18 protein-coding genes and 1 pseudogene are annotated in these 24364 nt (G+C 39.1%); 5 read left to right on the plus strand and 14 right to left on the minus strand.

What is annotated here, in order from left to right:
* Window positions 1-148: 148 nt before the first annotated feature.
* On the plus strand, window positions 149-493 hold the full coding sequence (locus N824_RS00085) for a hypothetical protein (RefSeq protein ID WP_048903113.1): 345 nt from the start codon (window positions 149-151) through the stop codon (window positions 491-493).
* A 7-nt stretch (window positions 494-500) separates the two neighbouring features.
* Here N824_RS00085 and N824_RS00090 read toward each other — a convergent pair whose 3' ends face one another.
* The gene (locus tag N824_RS00090) at window positions 501-2045 is read right to left on the minus strand and encodes an ADP-ribosylglycohydrolase family protein (RefSeq protein ID WP_048903114.1); all 1545 of its coding nucleotides are present in this window, start codon (window positions 2043-2045) and stop codon (window positions 501-503) included.
* Window positions 2046-2054: 9 nt separating this feature from the next.
* Window positions 2055-2861, minus strand: coding sequence for a glycerophosphodiester phosphodiesterase family protein (locus tag N824_RS00095; RefSeq protein WP_048903115.1), 807 nt, complete (start codon window positions 2859-2861; stop codon window positions 2055-2057).
* Window positions 2862-3747: 886 nt separating this feature from the next.
* Here N824_RS00095 and N824_RS00105 point away from each other — a divergent pair.
* Window positions 3748-4185 (plus strand): annotated as a pseudogene (locus N824_RS00105) (RBBP9/YdeN family alpha/beta hydrolase); the annotation flags it as partial.
* A 240-nt stretch (window positions 4186-4425) separates the two neighbouring features.
* On the opposite strand, the gene N824_RS00110 reads toward N824_RS00105, so the two are convergent.
* On the minus strand, window positions 4426-5622 hold the full coding sequence (locus tag N824_RS00110; protein WP_048903116.1) for a GAF domain-containing sensor histidine kinase: 1197 nt from the start codon (window positions 5620-5622) through the stop codon (window positions 4426-4428).
* Window positions 5623-5722: 100 nt separating this feature from the next.
* Between N824_RS00110 and N824_RS00115 the strand changes: the two genes are divergently transcribed.
* Together N824_RS00115 and N824_RS00120 are read left to right on the plus strand one after the other, a co-directional pair.
* Entirely contained in the window at window positions 5723-6544 is an 822-nt protein-coding gene (locus N824_RS00115; protein ID WP_048903117.1) for a metallophosphoesterase, read from the plus strand.
* A 26-nt stretch (window positions 6545-6570) separates the two neighbouring features.
* Complete coding sequence (locus N824_RS00120) at window positions 6571-7290, plus strand: DUF1028 domain-containing protein (RefSeq protein ID WP_048903118.1); 720 nt, start codon at window positions 6571-6573, stop codon at window positions 7288-7290.
* A gap of 9 nt (window positions 7291-7299) precedes the next feature.
* Here the strand turns inward: N824_RS00120 and N824_RS00125 are convergent, their stop codons facing one another.
* Window positions 7300-8355, minus strand: coding sequence for a sterol desaturase family protein (locus N824_RS00125; protein WP_200869778.1), 1056 nt, complete (start codon window positions 8353-8355; stop codon window positions 7300-7302).
* A gap of 179 nt (window positions 8356-8534) precedes the next feature.
* On the opposite strand from N824_RS00125, the gene N824_RS00130 reads away from it, so the two are divergent.
* Window positions 8535-9839, plus strand: coding sequence for a GH36-type glycosyl hydrolase domain-containing protein (locus N824_RS00130; protein ID WP_048903119.1), 1305 nt, complete (start codon window positions 8535-8537; stop codon window positions 9837-9839).
* Between the two features lie 6 nt (window positions 9840-9845).
* Here the strand turns inward: N824_RS00130 and N824_RS00135 are convergent, their stop codons facing one another.
* The 10 genes from N824_RS00135 to N824_RS00180 all read right to left on the minus strand — a co-directional run bounded on the left by N824_RS00135 (window position 9846) and on the right by N824_RS00180 (window position 24337).
* On the minus strand, window positions 9846-10133 hold the full coding sequence (locus N824_RS00135; protein WP_048903120.1) for a hypothetical protein: 288 nt from the start codon (window positions 10131-10133) through the stop codon (window positions 9846-9848).
* A gap of 57 nt (window positions 10134-10190) precedes the next feature.
* Entirely contained in the window at window positions 10191-10922 is a 732-nt protein-coding gene (locus N824_RS00140; RefSeq protein ID WP_048903121.1) for a ThuA domain-containing protein, read from the minus strand.
* Between the two features lie 4 nt (window positions 10923-10926).
* Window positions 10927-13215 carry a glycoside hydrolase family 95-like protein gene (locus N824_RS00145; RefSeq protein WP_052334020.1) on the minus strand — a complete coding sequence of 763 codons (2289 nt, stop codon included), beginning with the start codon at window positions 13213-13215 and terminating at the stop codon, window positions 10927-10929.
* A gap of 3 nt (window positions 13216-13218) precedes the next feature.
* Window positions 13219-14685: a RagB/SusD family nutrient uptake outer membrane protein gene (locus tag N824_RS00150; protein ID WP_048903122.1), complete on the minus strand. Its 1467-nt coding sequence runs from the start codon at window positions 14683-14685 to the stop codon at window positions 13219-13221.
* A gap of 11 nt (window positions 14686-14696) precedes the next feature.
* Window positions 14697-18200, minus strand: coding sequence for a TonB-dependent receptor (locus N824_RS00155; protein WP_235206943.1), 3504 nt, complete (start codon window positions 18198-18200; stop codon window positions 14697-14699).
* Between the two features lie 226 nt (window positions 18201-18426).
* Window positions 18427-19599, minus strand: coding sequence for a FecR family protein (locus N824_RS00160; RefSeq protein ID WP_048903123.1), 1173 nt, complete (start codon window positions 19597-19599; stop codon window positions 18427-18429).
* Between the two features lie 63 nt (window positions 19600-19662).
* Window positions 19663-20244, minus strand: a complete 582-nt coding sequence (locus N824_RS00165) for an RNA polymerase sigma-70 factor (RefSeq protein WP_048903124.1) — start codon at window positions 20242-20244, stop codon at window positions 19663-19665.
* 165 nt (window positions 20245-20409) lie between these two features.
* Window positions 20410-22095: a beta-xylosidase gene (locus N824_RS00170; RefSeq protein WP_048903125.1), complete on the minus strand. Its 1686-nt coding sequence runs from the start codon at window positions 22093-22095 to the stop codon at window positions 20410-20412.
* Between the two features lie 230 nt (window positions 22096-22325).
* On the minus strand, window positions 22326-23318 hold the full coding sequence (locus tag N824_RS00175) for a hypothetical protein (RefSeq protein WP_048903126.1): 993 nt from the start codon (window positions 23316-23318) through the stop codon (window positions 22326-22328).
* The gene (locus tag N824_RS00180; RefSeq protein WP_048903127.1) at window positions 23315-24337 is read right to left on the minus strand and encodes a LacI family DNA-binding transcriptional regulator; all 1023 of its coding nucleotides are present in this window, start codon (window positions 24335-24337) and stop codon (window positions 23315-23317) included. The genes N824_RS00175 and N824_RS00180 overlap by 4 nt, the downstream gene beginning before the upstream one ends.
* Between the last annotated feature and the right edge of the window lie 27 nt (window positions 24338-24364).

The following is a 24364-nucleotide window of genomic DNA, read 5'->3' on the forward strand; positions in this document are numbered from 1 at the left end:
AGAGCTATATGTTAATAATATTTCTTTACCAGAAGATCGGTGCGATAAGCACATACCTTTGGTCATTTTTTGAAAAAGGATTTACAAAAATGGAAGAAAGACAGATAACTTTTTTTATTTTCGGCCCACATCTGCTTTTTAGAAATACATGAAACCTCCTTTTACCTGCCTATATTACCTGGAAAATGATTCCGATTGCTTATTGGAAGTGAAACGTAATGACCTGCCTGCAAATGCAGACATTGCTGACATATTCAGATGGCTGTATATAAACAAACAGACATTTGAAATTTCACCCCTTGTCTTCCGTTCAATGGATTCATCAGGTGAGGTACAGGAACGTTTCTTTGACCAGGGTTATTTAAAATTTAATGACCAAACGGGAACTTATATTGAGAAATTTAATTCTGCACAGCATCAGCTTGAAAATAAAACAGGATTACCCCTTTCTGATGAAATACACCATACGATAGCAAGCTATCTTAATCTGTAAGCTGATCCTAGTTATGAGCCATCATCCCCTCAATGGCTTTATCACTATAGATTATGTAATCCCACGCCCTTAAATAGTACCCCTTTTTAGGATTCAAAACCTCAACTTTTATATGATGCTTGCCATTGGGTAACTGATAGCGCCAGCAAATTTCGTGTCTCCTGGTTCTGTAAGCGGTCGGTAAATAAGCAGTTTCGATGATCTGACCGTCAACATGTACTTTGGCTTTAAGTTCATAATCATCCAAATTCTGATCATTTTTTCCGGCATTGCCACGCAAAACAAATCCCGTTCCTTCAAAGTCAAACTCATAAGCACCATCAATATTGCGGTTAAGTGGCTCTTTTGCTACAGGATAAATTCCCTCAAAACCTTTCTCTAAACTTACTACCGCTGGTTTTTGCACCTTAATAATTACCTCCGCATCACCTACTTTACCGTTGTTGGCAACAATTGCTTTCAGTGCATGCTGATAACTTGTTTCATACACTTTATTTAAAGACATATTTGTGTATTTAAAGTTCAGATCCTCACTACCATTCAATCCTTTTTTCCAGTAATCAGGAATTTTACTGTAACCTAGTATTGTTCCCAAAATCCCTCCAACGGTAGATGGATTACAGTCAGAATCCTGTCCGGAACGCGTAGCTATTTCTAAAGTCCTTGTATAGTCTCCTTTTCCGTAAAGCAGCCCCATTACCACATAGGCAGAATTAACTTTTGCATCAATGTCAAACGGACTGAATATACCCTCAGGACATCCTGATTCTTCTGACCATTTCTTCTGAACCTCATACCAGGTCTGCTTCCAGTCATTTGGGTATTTTTTATGCCATTTGATTACATCGGCAATACACTTATAAAAATCACTTTCTTTTGGTATGGTCTTCAGGGCTTCATTCACTACGTAGTTCACATCATCAGATAAAAAGGCTAAACTGTACATTGCACCGACATAAACCCCGCCATACCATCCATCACCATAATTCATAATATGGCCAACTTTATCACTTAAATTGCTTGCAGAATTTGGCATTCCCGGATGCATTAATCCCGCAAAATCTGCCTCTATCTGATAGTCAATATCGTCAGCATGTGGGTTATTTAGCCAATGTCCGCTTTGTGGTGCTTTTATTCCATTAAGAATATTATAACGGGCGGCCTGGTTTGCATGCCATAAATTATATGAAGCATTGGCAAAGGCATTTGCAAATGAATCAACAGGAGCATCAAAACCCGCTCTTTCCAATACTTCTACAAAAGTAAGGTCCATATAAATATCATCATATAAATCCGGCCATTCCAACATCAGTTTTTTAACATATCCTTCTCCCCATGGGATTACCTGATAATCTTGTATAAAAGTACCATTGTGTCTGAACTCTGTATAACTTCCAAAGCTCACCCCAATAGTTTGGCCTGCCCAGCCCCCTTTTATTTTATCACGTAATTTCTCTTTTGTGAATGTTACTGTTTCTTTTCTGTCCTGCTTAATCGTATATGCAGACACCAAGAGGGCCATTATAAGTCCAGGAATTAGTAATTTTTTCATCTTATTTTTTTAAAAGCTAAATAAATGATCGAATACGGAATCAATTTGAAAATAGAGCAGCCCTGTTGATTTTAATTTATCAGCCTGTTCTTTGGCCTTGCCCATAACGTCAGACGATTTTAGCGCCCAGGAGTTAATTACACCTACGGCTAAAACATTGTGCTTACCAGCCCATTCAACATCTGATTTTGAAATACTATCAGAGAAAAGAAAATAGTTAGATGAAAGGTAATTGGCTTTAAGCATGTTTTCTTCAAGCTGTTTTCGGGTACAGCTGAGCTTTATCTTTCCAGTAAAAAAATCAGTGGATTCATCTGTACCAATCATTAAAACATTCTCATATAAATGGTGCTTTTTAAGCATATCTATCACTTTTGCAAATAGTACGGTATCGTTTCCATCTATCTTATTATCAATCATAACCTGCAGTTTATCTTCGCAGTAATTAAGCACCTCCTCAAATTTTAATATTTTGTTGCCTTTGGTATCCCTAAGTTTACTGATCTGTTCCCAGGTCATGGACGAAACATCCGCATCTACACCAAAAGATCGTTTTAAATTCTTATCGTGATTTGTGATTAATACTCCATCCCTGGTTAACCTTAAGTCTACTTCTACCATCCAGTAACCTCTCTTTACTGCCTTTTCTAACGCTAAAAGACTATTCTCTGCAGAAAGGCTATCCACTACACCACCACGATGGGCTATCAGTTTATAATTGGCGGCGAATGAATGCTGTTTAGAATTCTGGCATATGCCCACAGATTGGATCAAAGACAGTAATGAACAGATTACTATTCCTATGGTAAATTTCATATTCTTTTTATACTATAAATGAAGGAAGGAATCCGGCTCTAAAAGCCTTGACCACAGACTTTGGAGTTAATACAGACAACTTTTCTTTCGACAACAACTTTGCTGCCCCATACCCTTCTACCGACCATAGATACATCATTCCATTCCATATTAAATAAGGTTCATCTTTAAAGATAATAAWTGTGNNCCKTMKKGWAKNTGSAWYSGRATRWTSYAKMWAWGKWMSSTWKWWGKNTATSKKGMWSAATMYKWTCYNTSGYKWWKAWTRNTGWTYTAKCGYTWWWAYYRNTRTTYWRGMKTTMMWNNACCMWAWWCNNGWTTTSMWWKYAMYSRMMWCNGYTYTSMWANCAMTSRMMKCAKCTCTCCTACACTCAAAGCATGGTCTGTGACCAGCAGCAAATGAGGTGGCTTCATCCAGAAAAAACAATTCAGTATATTGGCCCGGAGCCATCACCGGCCGCTTTCTACCTTTAAATTCCAGTACGCAGGTTATCCACGCTGTGAGTTTAAAAGAACGTCGAATTTCCTGCTTTTCATTGTGCAGTAATCCTCTATTTCCCATTAATATACCCCTTGCAGGAGATTTAATAATGTTGCCAAATGGATCAACTCTGTTTTGTAACATGCCCGACAATTATTAATACCCTTGTAATTTAGCAAATATCATTTTTAAAATGACTGAATAAAGTTCATTACAGTTTATTAAATTGTGCGCAATATTAGGCGCTAAAATCTATTGCGATGCCCTACTAGAATAAAACAATTGCATTTAGAAAAATGGAAGCAAAAATTGTGATTATACCTGGACTAGGCGGWWCMKKAKWRRAYCWYYKGCAARGSNTNTNTTRRTSGRRRAKMSWKGAYNAMKGCNAYAAKGMWWNAGCAGGAAAACTGGGATGAACCTGAATTAGACAAATGGTTAGAAAAACTAAATGAGGCTGTAGAAAAATTAGATTATCCGGTTATTTTAGTTGCCCACAGTCTTGCAGTTTCACTAGTGCTTCATTGGGCGGCCAGATATGATAATTCTAGGATTAAAGGAGCATTGCTTGTAGCTCCTGCTGATGTTGATTCTCCCGAACACACGCCCGATGTTGTAAGAGGTTTTGCACCAATGCCAACAACAAACCTCGCATTTCCATCAATAGTAGTGGCAAGCCTTAATGATCCTTACCTAAGTTTAAACAGAGCCCAATATTTTGCAGAAAAGTGGGGCAGTGAATTCATAAACATCGGTGAGAAAGGCCATATTAATTCCGACTCGAAGCTAGGATTTTGGGAGGAAGGCCAATTGATTTTACAGAAATTGCTAAACGCGAAATAACAGTCGCGCGATCGTCGACAGCTATGTGGCCGTTATCTCGAAAGAAGAGAGAGATCTCTTGCCCCATGCTATTCAAGTGATCTCTTCCAGAGGACGACCGTTTTGGTTATTAAATTTTACAGATTGATTAAAGTTTTTACATGAAAAAACCTTCTGTTTTTTCACTCATACATAATTTGGATGTTTAAGCGTAAATATCACAATAACCCATAAACGCCAATTAAGACAGGAATGATTGGATCACTTAGGCAAGTAAAGGAAAAAGGTAGACCCTACACCCATTGTAGATTCTACCTCAATACTTCCATGTAATCTTTCTACCTGCGATTTCACCGTACCAAGCCCAATACCATTTCCGATATTACTGAAGCGATCGAAAACGCCGGAACAATAGCCGTGTTCAAAAATATTGTTAAGAACCTCTGCCGACATACCAATGCCATTGTCGCGTACTACGAAATTATATCCTTCTGCAGTTTGTTCAAACTGTATTTTAATCTCAGGAAGAATTTTATCGTTATATCTTATGGCATTACTTAATAGATTCAGCAATATCTGCTCCAACGCAATCCTGGAAGAACAAATTTCGGCGTCCAACGGAAGTTGGAGTTTACAATTTTCCGGTATAGTAAGCATACTGGTTACTTCTTCCAGTAAATGGGTAAGGGAAAAAACTTTCTTCACTTCTCCTACCCCTGTAGAATTTTTTGTGTCCCTGAGCAATTCATTAACATAGTCCACTAATTTCTTTGCTGAATTTAGCGAGATGTCAATAAAACGATAATAACCATCATGCCCCGCCTTCTCTGCTTTACTTCTTAAAGCTTGCGCCGTAAGCATGATATTACCCAATGGATTTTTGATATCATGGGCTACGCGCTCAGCAAATTTTCGAACCAAACGATTGGACTCCTCCAGCGCTTTATTCACTTCTTCATATTCGTATACTTTCTTACGCAGCTCGATCAATTGAAGCGCCTGTCGCCCCAGAATTTTTAATGCCCTTATCTGGCTGTCATTGAGCTGTTTCTTTTCATTACCGATAACACAGATACTCCCAAGTGCATACCCATCAGGATTTACCAGAGGAACACCTGCGTAGAAAACCACTTTATGCTGGGTTACCATCGGGTTATCAAAAAAACGAGAATCTTCAGTAGCATCGCTGACGATCATGATTTCCTGATCATCTATTATTGCATGACTACAAAAAGTATAATCGCGGTGATTTTCTGTTAATTCAGTACCATATCTGGATTTAAACCATTGACGCTGCGCTCCAATTAAGGTAATCAAAGCAACCGGTGTCTGACAAATCTCTGCGGCCAGCATAGCAAGGTCATCGTATTCCTGCTCCTGTTCACTATCCATAAGCTGGTAGGAAGCAAGGGCCGATAGCCTGGCAGATTCATTTTCAGGTAGTGAAGCGACTTTCATGAATACATATACGTTGATGATAAAGATAGTATAATCCCATCGTGTAAAAGCCGAAAAAATCTTTTCTTTGAATACAGGCCCTTTATACTTAAAATTGACAATGAAACTAACCAGACGAAAATTTATAAGGGCAGGCCTCCTAACTACATTCGGAGCCGTTCTGGCAGATATGTTTTGGATCGAGAAGTTTTTTATTGAAACTAATGAATTTTACATTGGTAATGCAACTAAAGAAACAACCAATATCAAAGTTGTTCAAATCTCAGATTTACACCTTCAATCTGTAAATTATCAGTTAAAGTATCTGGCAAATGAGCTTAACAAGTTACAACCTGAGCTGATCTTAATTACTGGCGATGCGATCGATAAATCGAAAAACACTCCTCTACTCAATGAGTTTTTAAAACTAATTGACAAGCAAATAAAAAAGGTTGCCATTTTAGGTAATTGGGAATATTGGGGTAATATTGATTTAGATGAATTAAATAGAATTTACGCAGACAATAATTGCATCCTGCTAATTAATCAAACAATACAGTATTCATTCAAGAATAAGTCCATTTCAATAACAGGTGTAGATGACTTTATTGGAGGCAAGGCTGATTATAACACTGCAATAAAAGACTATAAAAAAAGCGACCACCATATTGTTCTGAATCATTGCCCTCAGTACAGCGACTATATTTCAACTCAAACGGATAAAGACAGGAATATTGATTTTATCCTTTCCGGGCATACCCATGGAGGACAGATAAATTTATTTGGTTATGCTCCATTTTTGCCCCCTGGGAGCGGAAAATATGTTAAAGGATGGTATAATCATAATGTTCCTAAAATGTATGTTTCCAAAGGCATTGGAACAAGTATTTTATCAGCAAGATTTGGAGCAAGGGCTGAAATTGCTATTTTTAATTTAATATAAACTCATTTAATTCCAAAACAGCTTCAATGAAAAAACTACCGCAGTTCCTGCTAACACTCGCTCTAATGGTTATATTAACCAGTAGTGCTAAAGCAACCTGGTCAATAATCGTAATAGACCCAAAAACAAAAGAAGTAGGTATTGCAGGCGCCTCCTGTACTTACAGTGTATATGGGATTGGCGGAATTATCCCCGGCAAAGGTGCGGTAGTAGTTCAGGCAATGAGCAATAAAGCCGCCCGCGATAAAGGACTTCAGATGGTTCTGGCAGATGCATCACCCGAAGAGATCCTCAAGGCGATTAAAGATCCCGAATTCGATCCTGAAAATCAGCAATACGCAGTTGTGTGCTTAAGTAACTTAGAAAAGCCTCAAACTTATACCGGATTGGAAACAACACCCGACAAAGGAACTTTAACTTCAAAAGGAGTATCTATACAAGGGAACACATTAGCCAATAAAGAGATGCTGAACAAAATATTACGAGCTGTGATCAATGCTCAGAAAAAATCGCTCAACATCCAGGATGTCCTAATGCTTGCTCTCGAAGCAGGTGCAGAATATGGAGGTGATAAGCGCTGTGGAGACAGAAAAGCATTGAGCGCATTTCTAACCGTAGCTAAACCAGATAAAGATCTTAAGCACCCATATATTAATCTTATTGTAAATCAGTCAGACGATACAACAAATGCAGTAAAGGCCCTGAGAAAAAGATTCGACAACTGGAAAAACAAACAAAAGAGCTAAGCTATTTTCTTATTCCTGAATCACTATTTGCCTTGAATCCGTGCTAAAGTCAGACGCTAATTCATCCTGTATAGGTTGGCGCTGGATTTCTTTAAACTCATTTCTGGCTTTACTTGCCGTCTTATGATCGCCTGTATGGCTCCATCCCGGGGGCATAAAAATGTATAGGAATTTATTTTTAATGCCTGGCGCCCTGTAAACATCCTTTATCAAACAGGCGAACTCCCCAAAATAGCTATCCAAAAAACTATTAGGCTTCATCTCTCTGGTGATCCCATATTCGATTGAAAGATTCTTTTCCTCAGGCTGATAAGTACCAAAAACACGATCCCAGATATTCAGCAGGTTACAAAAATTTGTATCCATATATAGGGGATTTTTAGCATGGTGCACCCTATGGTGCGAAGGAGTCAAAATGTACTTATACAAAAAGCCTAGTTTACCATCCTTCATCAGTTGTTCACCTATATGTATAAAACCACCGTAAAACCCATCAATAAACATAATTACGAACAGCATCGGCGGGTTAACGCCCAACAAAATACATACTGTGGTTCTGATCACGTCCGCATAGGGACCTTCCAGGAAAAAGTGTGCATAGGATACAGAAAGATTCATAGCCTGTGGTGCATGATGAGTAGAATGCAGGCACCAGAACAAGCGAACTTTATGGCCAAAATAATGATAAATAAAATGCCCGAATTCCCAGACTATATAGCCATAAATAAACCAATACCAGGTAAAACTTGTTTTAAAGATGGCGTACTTCTCAAAAAGACCTATACAAAAAACAATTGCAGCTATGGAAATAAATCGACCCACAAAAGCATTAAAAACGTATGAGAAGAAAGATATCTTATAATCAATGGCTTTGAACTTCCTTAATATTAAAGCAGTTAATATCTCTATTACCAAAACTATCGGAAAAAGAGGACCTATAATAGAGGTAAACCCGTCATAAGTCAAAAAAGAGCTGTAATCGCCAGAATTAACGATCTTGATAAAATTTCCGATACCAAAGAAACCGATAACCCAATCATAAATTGCTTGAAAAAAATCCATCATAATACTTTACACTATTTGGTTTAAGGTCATTTATATTGTATATACATATATACAGATATTTTTCAAAACCTTCACGTAAAAATACAAAAAAACTATTGAAACTCAAATAATCGACCGAATCAAATGAATCATTACTTTTTTACTATCTTCGTATGTACATACATTAAAACCACAAACTCATGAAGATTTATTCGGCATATCTATTGGTCCTTGCCTTTCTTATTTGCTCCTGCTCATCCACTAAGCAAAGCGAAGAGCATCAACTTGCAAAAGCTATCCTGGCAGATACTTCCATGCAATTAGTAGACAGCATGGCCAGAACTGCCATAAAAGAAGGATTTAACGCAGGCAGCGGTTACTCGCAGATCTGGGCACGCGATATGAATACCTTTATTGAAACGGCTCTGGAAGAGACATCCAAAGAAGAGGTTAAAGGAGCCATTCTAGTCTTCTTTGCGCTTCAGCAAAAAAATGACGAGATGGTAGATGGTTATGTTTTGAAAAAAGATTTCACCTGGAATGATGACACTCCTTACTATTCTGATAATGATCCTAAGCATGTGGGCTTCAAAAACACCGTCGAAACAGATCAGGAAACCTCATTGATTCAGCTTGTAGGCAAATACGTTAAGAAAACCGGAGACACCAGTATTTTAAGCGAACAAATAGCCGGCGTAACCGTATTAACCAGAATGGAACGCATGATCAAGTATTTACTTAAGGAAAAATACAACAAGAGCTATGGCTTGCTTTATGGAGCAATGACCGCTGATTGGGGCGATGTACAGCCTAACGATGATTTTGGCTGCGACTGGAACAATCTATCTAATGAAGCAATAGATGTGTACGACAATGCAATGCTAATTATTGCCCTCAACTATCTTCAGGAAATGACCACTGATAAAAACCAGATCGCCCAATGGAAAAATTTACAGAAATCAGTTAAAGCAAACGTGATAAAATACCTGTGGGATGAAAAAAGGAAGAAATTCATTCCTCATGTTTATCCTGGAAAATCTCCTATCCCTGCTGGTTTTGACGAAAATGATATTCACTATCACGGAGGAACTGCTGTTGCTATTGAGGCAGGGTTGCTATCAAAAGATGAAATTGCAATCGTTAATAAACAAATGGTTGAAAACGTAAAGCTTTCGGGTATGCCAAGTATTGGCCTCACCATATACCCTACTTATCCCGACGGCCTGTTCCGTGGAGGCATGTCAAGACCATACATTTATCAAAATGGAGGAGACTGGACCTGGTTTGGAGGAAGAATGATCCAGCAACTGATTGCTAACGGATTTGTAAAAGAAGCTTATGAAGAAGTTCGCCCTATGATTGACCTTGTTATCAAAAACCATGGTTTCTATGAGTGGTATGGCAAAGGTGGCGTACCCAGCGGTTCTGGTAAATTTAAAGGCTCCGCTGGCGTACTGAGCAAATCAATTACTCAATTTAAAGATTGGGCAAATGAACAGAAATAACGGTTGTTAACTGAGCCCCTCAATATCGCTGATCTGCTGGCCAATATCTTGCACTACCTGTTCGTCAAGCAGCAGATCAGCATGCCCGGATGTTTCATCGTATTCATAAATGGGGTAGCCACCGAAATCCAGATCGTCGGCCGAAACAGCCTCCCAGCTCCCCGATTTACCCATAAATATTTCTCCTACCAGTCCGCCATGGCAAACCACCTTATAACTGCCTGCTTCCTGGGGGTGTATGTTTAAATCAACCTTTTCCCCATGGCTGGTGATAATAATATTAAACGGGTCCATAATTTGCTATCCTCTAATGTAATTTATAAACCATTAATAGGCTAAATAGTTTTCACTTCAGGATTTTTTTCTATGCCGCAATACCGACCATTCAATACCTTGCAGTAACAACTTTCTGTAATTGGGATTTCCGAAGGCTTCTGGCCCATGTCCTAACTGGATGAACAATACATCTGTTCGCCCATAGGTATTAGTCCATGCGATGTAATGAGAACTCCCGGGGTGGGTAGTACTAAGCAATGGTCTGATGCTTGGCTGAGTACCAAAATTTCCATATACTTCATCGTAAATCTCAAAATCTTTAAGTCCTCTGGTAACAGGATGCTTATGGTCTTCAATTTTCACCGGGATAATAACATCATGCTGATAGCTTGATGTTATGGTATTCCCTTTTACAACTGCTGCCTGTTCATAATATTTACCTCCAATGATCTTCTGAAACTCATCCCAATCCTGGTAAGACACCAAAGAATGATGCAAAAATATCATTGCCTTTCCCTTCTTCAACAATTGGATATAAGCCTGTTTCTGTACTGGAGTAATGGAATTGTACATATCGTAAAAAACGAGGGCATCATACTTATCAACAGCCGGCGAGGAGATCAGCTCATTGGCTGCAGGTTGTTCCAGTTTATCATAACTAATATTACCTAATGAATCAAACATATGATAAAACGGTCCTTGCTTAAAACCATGTCCTCCGGTAATGACCAAGATTTGTATCTTCTTCTGCGCAAAACAAGCTATACTAATGATACATAGTAGGATGGCCATTCTTATTGATTTCATGATTTCATATTATTGTTAGCTCTAGTTGCTCGCCTCTTTTTGTATCAAACGTAAATGTTTTACCAGCTAGCACTTCTGCCTTCTGCCCGTTCCTGGTTAACTGCACCTTTTTTCCTGACCACGGGTTATCTATCGTGCATGGTCTGCCTGCTTCGCTTAGTAGTTTAACATATTCAATTTTGCCATTTTTCAAGTGGCTGCTGACTAAGAAAGCACCATAGGCCCGCAATTGCTCAAAACTTGCATCTTTAGCCTTGTTCCAGCTTGGAAATATTCTGATCACCTGTTCATAGCTCTGCATCATCATTTCATTTATGGTCAGCGGAACTGCGGCAAGGGTTTCTGTTCCTCCACCTTCGGCGGTAATCCACAGATTTGGAAGCGACTGCCGTGCTATCCGGTCTTTCAGTTGTTTAATGATTTCATCAGAATCATATCCAACCCTTACCGCAGCAGGAAAGCAGGTTTCAATTCCATTGCCCAATGTGTTTGCCCATTCTCCGGGAGCTTGCATTCTTTCCTTCCAGCGGCCTACATCACTAAGCAGGATCTGGTTAAAAGCGGAATCTGTTTTAGGTCCGCATACTCCACCTGGCAGTATAAGCCCATGTATAGAAACCCTTGCCAAACCAGTAATACGACTATGCCTGATCGAAGGGCTCTTTTCAACTTCTTTTAAACTTAGCTTACCATTTACCTCACCCACAGTAAAATCACTTATATTTTTTACAATGTGCTGCCATTTGCCCACCCTTTTGGTGTCAACTTTTAAAAAACGACTCACATCAATTATTCCTTTAAATAACATTTTCACGAGGCCAACAGAAAGTGTCGAATTAAAATCGCCCAATTGATCGCGCCATTTCCCTTTATTTTTAAGATTTGGCATCACCTCTCCATAATGATCCATATAAATCACATAGCGCCCATTCTCAAACTTCAAATAATCTTCCCAAAAATTAGCACACTCCAGCATGTAAGGATAGATTTTCCGGGCATAAGCCGTATCATAAGTGCTGTAAAAACGCATCAGCATATTACCTACACTAAAAACAGCATTGATCTTTTGGCCTAAAAACTTATATCCCCCATCAATAGTATTCTCCCTTGTCGCATATCTTTTTTCCATTTCATCCGGAGTAAGCGGCCAGCGGGTAGTAACCAATCCCTTAGGGCCTATTCCTACTGGATAATAAATTCCTTTAATGTGGAGTAATTCTTTGGCATGTTGTTTTCCCTTCTCCATATAATCCAATAAGGGCTGATCAAAATTAGCAGTCTGATCAATGTAATTGGACGAATATGCAGCCCAATAAGGGGCCTGGTAGTTATAATTTAAATGATAATCTCCTCCCCATGATGATGAATCCCTGGTTATAAATGGCCCCCAGATACCAGGAGCGAACTTATCGCCTCTCGAAGTAGACGCGAACAGATATTGCGAAGCATAATAATACTTCTCAATTATAGAGTCGCCAATTTGAACGTTTGAGCGGTTCCAAAAGTCCTTCCACCAACCCTCATGCTCCTTTTTCATTTCGGCCACAGTATTTGGTGTTGCAGACCGTGCCTCTTTGACGGTCCTTTCCTTCCAACCGTCTTTCTCATCATGATTGGTATACATTGTAACAGATAGAGTTAGTTTCTGATTAGGTTTCAAGTTAAGCGTCCCATCTTTCTCAACTTTTCCGCCTAGTACTTTTAGCGCGATAGCGACCTGCGAAGGCCATTCCAATAATGGGGTGCTTTCGAAAGAACGGGTTACCCAAATCACATCTCCATCAATACCTTTTGTGTTTACTGATGTATTTCCTTCAGTGGCTTTTAAGGCAAGGTTCATTGTACAGGCTTTATTTGCTGTAAATTCCACAATCACCGTGTTGGTTGTAGCCGATACCAAGGAATTAAGTATGACTGTAAGACTATCTTTTGTAAACTTACCCACTATTAAGGCCTTGTCCTGTATTTGTTCTGCATAATAATTAGCGCCCTTAAGGGCGCTAATATGAACTTCTAACCATCCTGGCAAAGCAATACCTCCTCCGGGATAAACCGGATATGCCCGCCAGAAATCATTTTTACCTAAGTAGAACAACAATTTATCAGGGCTGCCACCGATGGTAAGCCCAATATCTCCATTTCCTGCCAAAGGACCATCTGGGGTTTTTGACGTTGGCACCTTTTTAGGCGCGGTTGTAAAAACAGCTTTATACTGTCCTGCATATATTTCCTGTGCCTTACTTTTTTGAGTAAAACAGAACAGGATCAGAAATATGGCCCACAACTTACGCACAACCTAAAAGTTGGGATTCTGTGTCCACACACCTTTCATAATATCCATTTGACCCAAAGGGATAGGGAAAAGATAAGATTTAAACTTTCTTTTTGTTCCTTTAGCATCATAAGCCACCAGAGGGATAACCTGGTCTGCTATTTTCCATCTGATCAGGTCATTGTATCGTAAACCCTCAAAAGCAAGTTCTACTCTTCTCTCATTTCTAATGATCTCCCTTGTCAGTACAAGCTTTGCCGGCATATTAACTCCAGGTCTTGCCCTTACATCATTCAATGCCTTTAAAGCACGTGGGTCAGCACCTTGTCCATTTTCAAACATGGCTTCAGCATACATCAGCAACAGATCGGCATAGCGGATTTTAACCATATGCTGATCACTCAATGTAGCACCAGATGCATTATTGATAGCAGGATTTACCCATTTTTTAAAGGCCATGGTAGTATAAGGAATTTGTCCTTCGGCCGTACTCCCGGCTTGTTTAAAACCTCCCGGATTGTATGCCCAAGGATCACCGGCTTCAAAAATCGTCATCTTTCTGCGCGGATCATTTGGCTCATAAGCATTCTTCAGTTCTACAGTTGGAAATACCGACATACGCCCGCCAATAACCTGATCCAAAGAGTGATAGTCATCCGGGGCTTTAAATTGCACAGAGAACATGATCTCTTTATTATTGATTTGATTACCAAAAAATATGCCGGCATAATTATCAGAAAGCCGAAATGGATTACCAGCGTCGCCAATTAATGTCCAGGCTGCATCAGCTGCTTCACCATATCGTTCATTGTTTAACAGTACCCTGGTTTTAAGGGCTATTGCAGAACCTTTCACCGCACGGCCATCACCAAATGCGGTAGCTGGCAAGTAAGAAATGGCCAAATCAAGATCTTTGAGAATCTGCGCAACTATTTCTGCTTTAGGAGATCTCGGCGTTTTCATAAAATTACCATCCAATGTAGCTGGTTTCAAAATAAGTGGCAAATCTCCATAAAGCTGGGTAAGATCATTATAGTAAAAAGCCCTTAGAAACAAAGCCTCCCCTTTCATCTTGTTACGTACAGCATCTGTAATTACAGCAACACGATCTATATTGTCCAGAAAATAATTACAATAAGCAATTCCCTGGAAACCAAAAGTAAAGGATTTACTCACAATACCAGTTGTAGCAGAGTTATGCTCCCCCCTCATTACGATATCAAATGCTTCATAATTAGAGGTGTTGGAAGCATTGTCAGACAGCGCTTCCCAATAAAGGGAATTACCGCTTTGCCCTGCGCCATTGGAAATAATTGGTTCTTTAAGCTTATAATAGCAAGCTATAAGGGCCTTATTGGCCTCTCCTTCGGTTTTCCAAAAATTTTCAGAATTAGGATTAGAAAGCGGGTCTGTATCTAAAGTCTTCTTACATGAAAACACCATTGTGCTCAACATTATCAGAAGCATTGTTTTTATATATATAGTCTTCATAACATCAACGATTATAGTGTTACTTTCACACCGAATGAATAAATTTTAGCCTGAGGATAAATTGCTGCCCGGCCACTAGCCGCTGCCCGCTCAGGATCGCTCCCTTTAAAAAAGTCGCTAAATGTTAGCAGGTTGTCTCCAGACACATATAATCTTAGTGCCTGAATTTTAGCTCTGTTAATCAGCTTAGCCGGGAAGCTATAACCCAGCTGAAAATTCTTTAGCCTCAAATAAGAAGCATCCTGCAACCACCAGTCCGAAACCTGGGTATTAGGCGTATAATTTTCATTAAAAATATGAGGGATGGTATTTGATGTACCTTCTCCATCCCAGGCATTTCTCCAGAACGTAGGTGGCGGGCCCGCTTGTCTGAATGGCGCAATTCCCCATTCTTTAACATAAATCTTACGGCCCTGAACTCCCTGGAAGAAGAAACTAAGATCAAAGTTTTTATAGTCGGCATTAAAGCTTAACCCGTAATTAAATTTAGGAAAAGCACCTCCAACCACCATTCGGTCATCTGTAGTAATTTTGCCATCAGGAACACCATTTGGCCCACTTACATCTTTGTATTTCATGTCACCTGGTTTAGGTTTAACAAGTGGAGTGGGTCCATTGTCAATTTCAGCCTGATTTTGATAGATACCATCAAATACATACATAAAATATGAATTATAAGGTAGCCCTTCCTGATTGATCGTTCCATTGCCACCATTAATCTCACGCGCACCATATTTCACTACCTTATTTTTGTAGGTCTCAAAGTTTCCCTGCACTTTGTAATGAAAGTCGTTGATCTTGTTTTCATATCCCAGCGAGACCTCGAAACCAGTGTTATTCATTTCGCCAAGATTTACTGTTGGACCAGCAACGCCTATAAAATCAGGAACCTGAAGCGGCCTCAAAATATCCGTTGTATTTTTAGAATACCAGTCTACACTTCCAAATAAAGATGATTTAAACAAACTGAAATCAAGACCTACGTCGGTTACCGTAGTTGTTTCCCAGGTGATATTTTTATTAATCAGATCCGTTCGGGTTACACCTTGCTGTAAAGACCCACCTATGTTGTACAAAACAGGGTTTAGCACATCCTGATACGGATAAGGCATTGATTCGCCTCCGAGATTACGGTTAACATTTTGGTTCCCAACCTGTCCCCATGATACCCGGGCTTTAAGGTTATCTACCCAATCAATAGATTTCATGAAGTCTTCCTGCGAAATTCTCCATCCGGCAGAAGCAGATGGGAAAAACCCCCATTTGTTTCCTTTCGGAAAACGTGAAGAACCATCATAACGGAAGTTTCCTTCCAGCAAATACTTCTCCTTGTAATTGTAATTGACCCTTCCAAATAGTGATTGTAGTGCCCATTGGTATGCATAACCATCGGCCAGTTGTCCTCCCGGAGAATAAGACCCAAGTTCGATCAAATCATCAGAAGGGGCATTTCTTTTAAAGCCCTGTAAACGATCGTAGCGAAAAGTTTCCTGACTTCCTCCCAATAACGCAGAGAAGTTATGTACTTCATTAAAAGTTTTGGTATAATTTAATGTTCCGAATACAGTATACTGAACATCCTTTTCATTACGAACAGTCAGATTATTTTCACCTACGGTTCCGTTCCATTGCGTATTATACAGGTATTGTCCGCTTGCATCCGGCAGGAACATGTATCCTGGTATACCAACAACATGTACCTTAGTTTGCCTGTCATTATATTTTACTGCACCTTTAATCTCTCCTTTTAATCCAGGAAGAATATCTACATCAAGAAATGCAGATGCCAGTGTATAATAGTTCTTTATATACCTTCCTCCATTTTCTGCTGTAGCCACCGGATTCTTATTTCCACCTTCCTGAATAAAGGCTTTAGCAGCATATCTTCCACTTCCATCCGGAAGTTTTGGTGTAAATGTAGGGTGAGCAGCTAAAGCACTTAAAATCTGGTCTTCTGTCGAATTTCCATCAAAGTTATTATTCAGTGCTGTCTCGTTCCTGTCCCCTTTAGAAAAGGCAATGTTGGTTCCAAAAGTAACCTTGTTGTTCAGACTTGTTTTAAAGTTAAACTGGGCGTCATATCTTTTATAACCGGTTGCAATAAGGATACCATCCTGATCAAGATAGCCAGCCCCAAAGTTATATGTTGTTCCTTCTTTACCACCGTTAACACTCACATAATGCTGTTGCATTGGAGCTGTACGGAAAATCGCATCCATCCAGTCGTAACTTGGGTATTGTGCAGGATTTGTAATGGCACCCTGGCGATATTGTTCAATCTGGTCGGGCGTATAGATTTGGTTGGCACTGGTACCTGTATGTGCAATTGCCTTATTGAGTAACTCCATAAACTCAACAGAATTGGTAATCCTATCATAGATAGAAGTGGCGCGCTGACTGCCATAATTATAGCTATAGTCAACATTTAATCTTCCAGCTTTACCAGCTTTAGTAGTTACTAGAACCACCCCATTTGCCGCTCTGGAACCATAAATTGCTGCCGAAGCGGCATCTTTTAACACAGAGATACTTTCTATCTGATTTGGGTTTACATTATTTAAATTACCCTCTACGCCATCTATCAGGATAAGCGGATCGTTTCCGGCACCACTAAAAGTACCCTGACCACGGATTTGTATAGTTGCACTTTCTGCTCCCGGTTGGCCAGAATTCTGTGTTACCTGCACACCCGGCATTCTACCCTGTAATAAAGAGGTAGTGTTTGGCGCTTGCCTAGTGGTTAACTCGGTTCCCGTAACGTTACTTACGGCTCCGGTCAGGTTCACTTTCTTTTGTGTACCATAACCTACTACCACGATCTCAGAAAGCGCACTGCTTTCTTCTTTTAACACCACATTAACAGAGGTCCGGTTATTTACAGGAATTTCCTGTTGTGCAAAGCCAATAAAGCTAAACACAAGTGTTCCTGTTCCATCAGGTAAGGTCAGCGCATAATTACCATCACTATCCGTTATGGTACCAGTATTGCTTCCTTTAAGTTTTACATTAACACCAGGTAATGGCCCGCCCTTTTCGTCAGTAACCTTTCCTTTAAGTTCTAATTTTTGAACCGAAGTACTTTTGGAGGGTGTAACATTGGCCACATTATCTTTAATGATCACCGTTTTGTCCTTAAACATATAAGTAAAAGGCTGCCCCTCAAAACAGCGTTTCAATACTTCTTCAAGCGTTTCATTGTTAACTGAAATATCTACCCTTTTTGCTTTCTTTATATCTTCCAGATTGTAAAAGAAATCGTATCCGCTCTGTTTACGGATTTCCTTAAACAACTGTTGCAGACTCGCATTCTTTTTTGAAAAGGTAATACGTTGGGCCTTACTTGCCTGGGCAATCTGCAAAAAGAGGGTAACTAGTAAAATTGCAGTAATCTTAACTCTCATAATTAGTTTACTATGATCTGTCTCTTTAAATCTGCGCAATGCAGAATTCATAATCAGCAGAAATTTAGGTACAAAGCTCCGCGGCTTACATACAGATTGTTTGTAAAAGTTCATACATTTGTTTAGTTGGGGTTTAACGAAAAAATAACTATTGGAGGGTAATCCCAGCCTTTTTTGACCGGGAGTGGTTCGAAGCACTTCCGGTTTTTACGGCTCAGCCTGGTTGTTTCAGAATAATACTGGTTCCAGGCTTTATTACCTCAAATTAGGGTATAAGTTGTGTGGTCATTCTTCTTCTCATGCTGTTTATTTTTTTGGTTAGTTATAAATATTTGCTTGTTTATTCTTTATCACGCAATACAGTAATCCGATTGCCATCAATTACAAAATGTATTTTGCCAGTCGACTCCATAATCCCTAATACTGACGATATATTTTTTGAGCGCGAAATCAAGCCACCAAATTTCACATCCTCAAACTCGCCTTTATACATCACTTCTACATCGTACCATCTGGCTACTTTTCTCATAATGCTTTTCAGATCATCGCCATCGAATACAAAGTCTCCGTCTTTCCAGGCCAGAATACTTTCCGTATTTACTTCTTTTACATTTATCTTCTGATTACTTAGCTCGCTCTGCTCACCTGGTTTTAACAATACATTGTTATCAGCCGCCTTAATATTAGATCTTGAGCGAATTACACGAACACTACCTTCTATAAGGGTAGTTTTTATCGGGCCTTCGTCTTTATAGCTGTTGATGTTAAAATGTGTTCCCAGAACCTCTACTTCTTGTCCTTCGCTTTTAACAATAAATGGAATTTTACCGGGTAGTTTGGCAACTTCAAAATAGCCCTCTCCAGTTAATTCCACAACTCTTGTACTTCCAATAAATTTAGTTGGATAACGTAATAATGAAGCGGCATTTAACCAAACTCTGGTACCATCAGGCAGATTAATTTGATACTTTCCTCCATTAGGGGTTTCTATAGTATTGAATAACTGAGCTCCATTTTTGCCCTTGTTGTCAGAATCTGCTACTGTGTAAACCAGCTGACCATCTGCAGTTTTATTAATTACCAAACCCTGCTGTTTAACCAACTCACCATTAGCTGCATCGGTTAAAGAAATCCTTTTACCATCAGCAAGTGTTAAAAATGCTTTGTTTCCTCCCGGAGAGATATCTTGTTTTTTTGAGATCGTAGCGATTGAAGACCTTTTCTTCTGCTTATTTAAATAAACAAATCCTATGAAACCGATGATACTGATTATAGCTGCCCAACTGGCGACTTTACGTAAGAGCACTCTTATTTTAACAGGTTGAGATTCCTTATCCTTCTGGGCCGACAATGCCGCCCATACCTGGTCTTTAGTATTGCTAATCATTCGATGCGAAGGAGCCTCCTTTCCAGAATGTAATTCCAGATACCAGCTTTCAACAATTGCTCTTTCTTCTTCAGAACAATTACCTGCCTTGTATTTTTCTAACAGTTCTCCGGGATCCTTATGCATACAATATATTTGGTATTTATACTTTATGCTATTATGACAGGAAAGGTGGGGGGTATGGGGTACTTATTTTAATAAAAAAATAAAAAAAAGATAAGCAAACAAATCAAACTTGGGTCTAAGTATCCGCAAGGCTTTTTTTACATGCATGCGCACGGTCTGTTCAGATATCTGAAGTCTAACAGCAATCTGTTTATAAGAAAGGTAATCTCTCCTGCTCAATTCAAACACTTCTCTCATTTTAGATGGTAAGGCCGAAATTTCCCGTTCAATCATCTTTCTCATTTCAATTTCCCTAATTCTATGATCTGCAAAGTAAGTATCACGATCTATAAAGCCACGCAATGAACTGATGTATTTATTTTCTACTTCATTATGTGAAATACGGTTTAAAATACGGTTCCTGATGGCCGAGTATAAATAAGATGACAGACTATGATTAAATGAAATGGTTTCGCGACGCGTCCATAATATTTCAAACAGTTCCTGAACCACGTCCTTTGCTTCATCATGGTCATTTAGAAGCTTACAGGCATGCACAAATAATAAACCATAAAAACGGTCAAAGATGACAGTATATGCCAGGTGATCCCCTTTCTTCAAGAGATCAGCCAACTCCTCATCGTTTAATTGGTTATATAATAACATTGGTTAAAGTGCAATTGGACATTACGCCCATACCCGACACAATTTATTGAAACTAGAAAATTATATTTGATTAGTATCCAGATCAAATATAGTACATTCCTGCCCCTCTGCTTACGCTCATATTGGCATTTTATTCAACTATTTTACCATAAAAATTTGGTTTAATTACTTAAAAGACAAATACAGCAGGGAAACAGCTTGTCTTGGCAGCAGGATTTCTAAATTAGCAGTTCCATTTTTAGTTTTAAGTATCGAAGGTTTATCGAGCATTGATAGTTGACCCGCTTTTTCAAGTTGCTTGATTTGAACCGCTGTCGGACTTACAGGAGAGCCCATTTTTTTCCAGACTTCGTAAGAATTGCTATGCTGATCATCAATGCGATAATGTTTAAGTTCAATTATTTTAGAAGGTAATCCATTAAGCTGAATGATAACTTTTTCAGCGTTCCCCTTTTCGTCAGCATCGTGATAGTTCCAAACCATGACTGCAGCAAATTTGGCATTTTTTGATGCCAATGCGCCAATATCTGTGTGGGCACCACGAATACCTGAGGCTAAAATACTGTCTAAAGCATACATCCTGTTTGCATCAACCTTTACCAAATCCCCTCCCATCATTCCAAACATCCTGAACACATTCAATACCGGTTTATCCACTCCGTTAGTTGCCAGGTCTCTGAAACCATAGAACCACGGTTGGTTTTCAAATTCGAAAGCCCAGGTAACTGCTCCAATCAGGTTAGATTTTAGCAGATGAGCCAATTCATATTTACGGGCAAAAGATGCAGCAGTATAACTGGAATACATGGTTCCGTTACGATACGCATTTTGAGGATCTGTAGCCATACCACAAGCCGCACATCCTTCCGGATCCGACTCCCCAATCACTATTGGAAGATCTTTTAACTGCGGATACGCCGCAATAACCTTTAGATTATCTTTAATATTACGAAGCTGACTGCGGATTCCCATAACCACTCTTCCATTTTCCAATTTTGGCGATCCTTTGGCATGGAATAAGAGAATATCAAGTGGCGACCCTGTTTTTCCAGTTGCGTAATTGGTTTCGAACAAACAATGCTTTATAAAAGCATCCTGAAATTTCATCGCTCCCCCGGTAATATCAGTCCCTCCAATTCTTGCCGTTGGCAAAGCTCTTTTAACTGCATCGGCAGAATAATCATATAATTTAAAAAACTCCTGCTGTGTTCCTCTCCAATATTGCGAATCTGGTTCGTTCCAAAGTTCCCAATACCAGCTTTGCACTTCCTCTTTTCCGTAGCGCTCAACACTATGTTTTACCCATTGATAAATAAGCTCTGTCCATTTTTTGTAATCCTTAGGAGGATATGCCCAGCCCGTAAAAATATCACTGTATTTATCACCTGGTTTCCAGTTATGTTGATAAGGAACAGGGTTGCTCGATAGCGCCTCAGGCATAAAGCCAATCTGTGCCAAGGGTTTCATACCTCTTTTTATATAGGTATCAAAAATGCTGTCGATGATAGACCAGTTATAAACCGGATTTCCACTAGCATCTTCGGTATAGGCATTGGTTGAGCCCCATTTTAAAGCCGCAACACCATCACCGGTTACCAATAAACTATGCGCCCTAACGAACACCGGTACCGGACTTGCTGCCGCAATTTCGGTCAGTAATTTCTTACCATCCTTCATATAGGTATAATTTGGTTCATCATATCCAAACCAGGCCCACAATGGCTTCATTGGTTCTATTGATGCTGAAAAATCAACAGCAACTACTGGTTCATTTTTATTCGTTTGGGCATAGGCAAGGCTGCCTATACCTAGCGCTACGATAAAGAGTTTAATACATTTTTTTAATAGCATGTGCTTTTGTTTATGCGATATTATCTTTAAACAATTAATGGGACCGCCCAAATTAAATATAAAGCTTTTTTTTCTTTTTAGTACAATCTGTTAAGCCGTTTGAAAAATAAAGTACCCCCAAAATTACCTTGTAATACTAGGAACATTATAATTTGATTTCATCAATATTATAAACAGGAAGACAAAAGCCGCCAGTCATGCGAATGGGGGCATTTTCATTTTAAACATCTTTATCTTATTTCACCAAAATGAAACTTTTCTAGTGAACCGATATCGTTAAGTAACTGAATGGTAGTTGATGGACCCAGATTTACAGGTGCTGTCCATGAGCGGAGTGCCCACACAATTTTTTTAGCTGGCGTGACTTCGATAGCCTGGACTGGCGCATTTTCAGGGTCTAGCTTACTATCCCATTGGTTAAACCAGTTATTTATAAGTGTATTGCCATTTGGCAAACGTGTTGCAAGTTGCGGTGATGAAACCTTATAATCGGGTATTTCATCTAAAATGTATTCCCAGATGATCTTCCCACTACGTGTGATTTCCCGAACAAACCGATTATTACTGGTTACCAGTATATTACCGTTTTTTAACTGTACGGCCGACCAAACACTTGGAACCTCGAGTGATAAAAGTTCCTTACCATTGCTGTCATACTCGCAAACCTTACCCAAGTCCATATGAGCAACTAGAATGGTTCCTTCTTTCGTTAATCTGGCATGTCTGATTTGACCGTGAGTGCCACTTTTAAAAGGTAACTTAAACTCTTTTTCAATCTTGTTACTGCTGATATTCATCACCAAAACTTTAGCCGGATTACCATTTTGAACAAATACAACATGTGTTTTGCCAATTAGCTGAGCTGTATGCGTTTCGAACCCTTCTGGCGTATCATATTTCCAAAGCACTTTTTTATTATAGTTGATTAAAGTAATGCCATATTGGTGGGCAAACAATACATTCCCATTTTTCATTAATACTGCATCGCTAATTTCGCCTCTTCCCAGTGTATCTATATAAGACCATGTTATTTTACCACCACGCACAATATACATATTGCGGGATTTGGCTTCACCGGCATAAAAAAAATCGAATTGCTTAAGTCCCTTTCCCGGTAAAACTTTAGGTGCTAAAATATTGCTGGTTTGAGCCCTCGTCTGTTTGCCAATGCCAATCATCAATGCCAATATTAGCATGAACTTTAACTGAAGTTTGTTTTTCATACACTTAGATGCTCTACCCAGAATATATCAGCATCAATGACTTTGGTATCAAAGTCATTGATGGGATATTTAGCCTCAATTATTTTTAAAAGCATAGTCATAGATATTTGCCCCATTTCAAAAGCTCGTTGTCTGATATGAGAAATTGGGGTTTCAAGTAAATCTATGATATCTACATTCGAAAAACCTATAATTGACAGTTCATCGCTTTTTATGTCCAAATTTTTCACAGCCCTTAGGCAAGCCATGCTCAGCCTGTCTCCGGCCACAAATATTGCATCGGGGCGCTCATCTAATGCCATCAATTGTTTTATTGCCAATTCAACTTCCTCATAGTCGCTGCCTCCAGAAGGACAGAACTTGATCATCTCAGCATGACATGAAATAATTTGATCTGTCATTGCGGCTTTATATCCACCTATCCGCTCCTTAGTGATTGACAATTGTGGTGCATTAGCTAGAAAAGCAATATTTTTTTTACCATTTTCTATTAATTGCATGGTAGCCTTATAGCAGCTTTCAAAATTATTGCAGACTACCTTATAAGTATTTATTTCATCTACAATTCTGTCGAAGAAAACAATAGGCAAACCGCTTTTATGCATTTGCTGTAGATGTGTATATTCAGTTGTTTCGGAAGACATGGTGATGATCAGGCCATCAACATAGCGGTTAGCCATATGGTTAATCACTTCGATTTCCTTATGATATGAATCTTTTGTTTGCGAGATTATAGTATGATAACCTTCCTTTTCAGCTATTGATTCAATTCCTGATATTGCCTGTGAAAAGAAACTATTTGCTAAATCAGGAACAACTATGCCAATAGATTTACTTTTTTTACTCCTTAGTCCAGCGGCCATTGGGTTGGATTGATAATTTACAAGCGTAGCATAGTCATTTACCAGTTTTTTGGTCTTTTTACTAATGTCGTAGGTATCCCTTAGCGCCCTTGAAACCGTTGAAGGTGAAAGGTCCAGTGCTATTGCGATATCTTTTAAAGTTATAGGTTTATACATAAAGCACGTAAGCTAAAACATGATGAA

Source organism: Pedobacter sp. V48 (assembly GCF_000523515.1).
Classification (GTDB): domain Bacteria; phylum Bacteroidota; class Bacteroidia; order Sphingobacteriales; family Sphingobacteriaceae; genus Pedobacter.